Origin of the sequence: Mesorhizobium sp. M0106, assembly GCF_040322715.1 — a bacterium.
Classification (GTDB): domain Bacteria; phylum Pseudomonadota; class Alphaproteobacteria; order Rhizobiales; family Rhizobiaceae; genus Mesorhizobium.
Genome location: NZ_JAMYUA010000117.1, coordinates 1 through 1680, shown reverse-complemented (window position 1 = coordinate 1680; position 1680 = coordinate 1). Strand labels below are relative to the sequence as shown.

The following is a 1680-nucleotide window of genomic DNA, read 5'->3' as shown; positions in this document are numbered from 1 at the left end:
ATCTGAGCCGCAGCTTCAGCACGTCATAGATGCGGGCGAGATGCTTTTCGCTCGAGCCGATCATCCAGTGACCCAGAGCGCCACGGCTGACAGGAACGCCCGCGCGCTCGAAGGCCTGCGCCAGGCGGTAGAGCGGTGTGCCGTCGACGTATTTGTGAACGAGCGCGAAGGCCAGCGTCGAGGCCGTGGCGATGCTGCCCGGCAAGGGTTGCGCGGGCATCGGCGCGGTCACGAGCGGCGTGTTGATGCCGGTACGGTCGCAATGACGGCAAGCATATTTGAACCGCACATTCTGCAGGACCTTCGCCTTCACCTCGATATGAAGTTGCTCGGTAACGGCCTCGCCCATGCGATGCATCTGGTGACGGCAGCAAGGACAAGCCTTCTGATCGTCGGGAAGGTCATACTCGACGCGCTCGCGCGGCAGGTTTTCCGGCAAGGCCTTGCGGCCGCGCTTCTTTCCCGTCGCCCCTTCGCTCGCCGGCAAGCCCGTGTCCGGCAGGACAACGACGCCGCCATCTTCGTTGTCGGCGGCGTCCTCATCCGCGGCCTGTTCGGCTTCATTGAAGAGGCGGTCAATGTGCTTTTCACTCTTCGGCGCAAAACGATGCAGTCGTGCAAGCGCCAGCTCTTCCTCGAGTTTGACGACGCGTTCGGTGAGTTGACGGTTCTGCGCCTGCAGCGCAGCAATACGCGCCATCAACGCTTCAACAGTCGGTTCGCCGGGTCGATTCATCAGATTCTTGAATCGAAAGCATGCCGCCGCGTCAACCGCTCAATTCGAGAGCCCTCAACCCGCAACCTGATATTGCCGCACCGGATGGCGGACCATCGCATCGATGTCGATGCCGTCGAGGATCCAGTGCAATTGCTCGGTCGTAAGCGTGACCACCGCTGCCTCCCGGCGCGGCCACCGGAACTTGTCCTCGGTCAGCCGCTTCAGGACCAGCACAAAGCCCGACCGATCGAAGAACAGGAGCTTCATCCGGTCGCGACGGCGATTGCAGAACGCAAAAACCGCCGGAGCAAACGGATCGAGCGCCATCGTCTCTTGGACCAGAACCGCAAGGCTGTTGATGCCGGCCCGGAAGTCGATCGGCTCGCGGTGCAGGTAGACTTTCAGGTCAGCGCCCAGTCTGAACATGACCCAGTGCTCCGATGGTCGCCGTCAACGCATCCACATCACCGCATTCCAGCGTCAACTTCACGCCGTTCGGCAGCGACGCGCTCACCTTGGCTGGAGAGGAAAAAGGCGCTGTCCTTTTCGATGCCGATCTACGTGCCCCATCGCAAGTCCCCGGCAAATCCACCGCAGCCATGCTGCTCTGTCGCAGCAAGGCCCGATCGGAAGTGCTTTCAATCTGAACCGGGATGAACGCCGATGGTGGGGGCTGTGGGAGGGACTGGGTCTCCGCCCGCTTCTTTATCCACTTCCGAAGAAGGTTCGCATTGACCCCATGTTCGAGCGCAAGCCTCGATACCGACACGCCAGGCTCAAGACAGGCCGAGACAAGACGGTCCTTCGATGCCGGGTCGTATCGGCGTCGCCCGTCCCGACCGACAAGCCTCACCCGCAGTTTCTGCTCATCTTCTTCCATCACAAGGTGTCCACCTATTTTGGTGGACACCTCATGCATCAGAGCACTCAACAGCAAAAGGTGCGGGGAAATTCGCGCTTAC

At 61.1% G+C, this 1680-nt stretch carries 3 protein-coding genes; all 3 read right to left on the bottom strand.

Annotated features, from left to right (window positions below; genetic code table 11):
• On the bottom strand, nt 1–736 hold a 736-nt coding region (locus NKJ55_RS35320; protein WP_352453913.1), incomplete at its 3' end, for an IS66 family transposase.
• Between the two features lie 54 nt (nt 737–790).
• Nucleotides 791–1144 (bottom strand): IS66 family insertion sequence element accessory protein TnpB, encoded by a 354-nt coding sequence (tnpB, locus tag NKJ55_RS35315; RefSeq protein WP_014761846.1) that lies wholly within the window; start codon nt 1142–1144, stop codon nt 791–793.
• A complete protein-coding gene (gene tnpA / locus NKJ55_RS35310; RefSeq protein ID WP_352453912.1) occupies nt 1125–1598 on the bottom strand; it encodes an IS66-like element accessory protein TnpA in 474 nt (157 codons plus the stop codon). Before tnpA ends, tnpB begins: the two co-directional genes overlap by 20 nt.
• Nucleotides 1599–1680 lie beyond the last annotated feature (82 nt).

Excerpts from the sequence above, each read along its gene's own strand:
- tnpA (WP_352453912.1), bottom strand. The coding sequence starts at position 1,598 with ATGGAAGAAGATGAGCAGAAACTGCGGGTGAGGCTTGTCGGTCGGGAC.
- tnpB (WP_014761846.1), bottom strand. The coding sequence starts at position 1,144 with ATGTTCAGACTGGGCGCTGACCTGAAAGTCTACCTGCACCGCGAGCCG.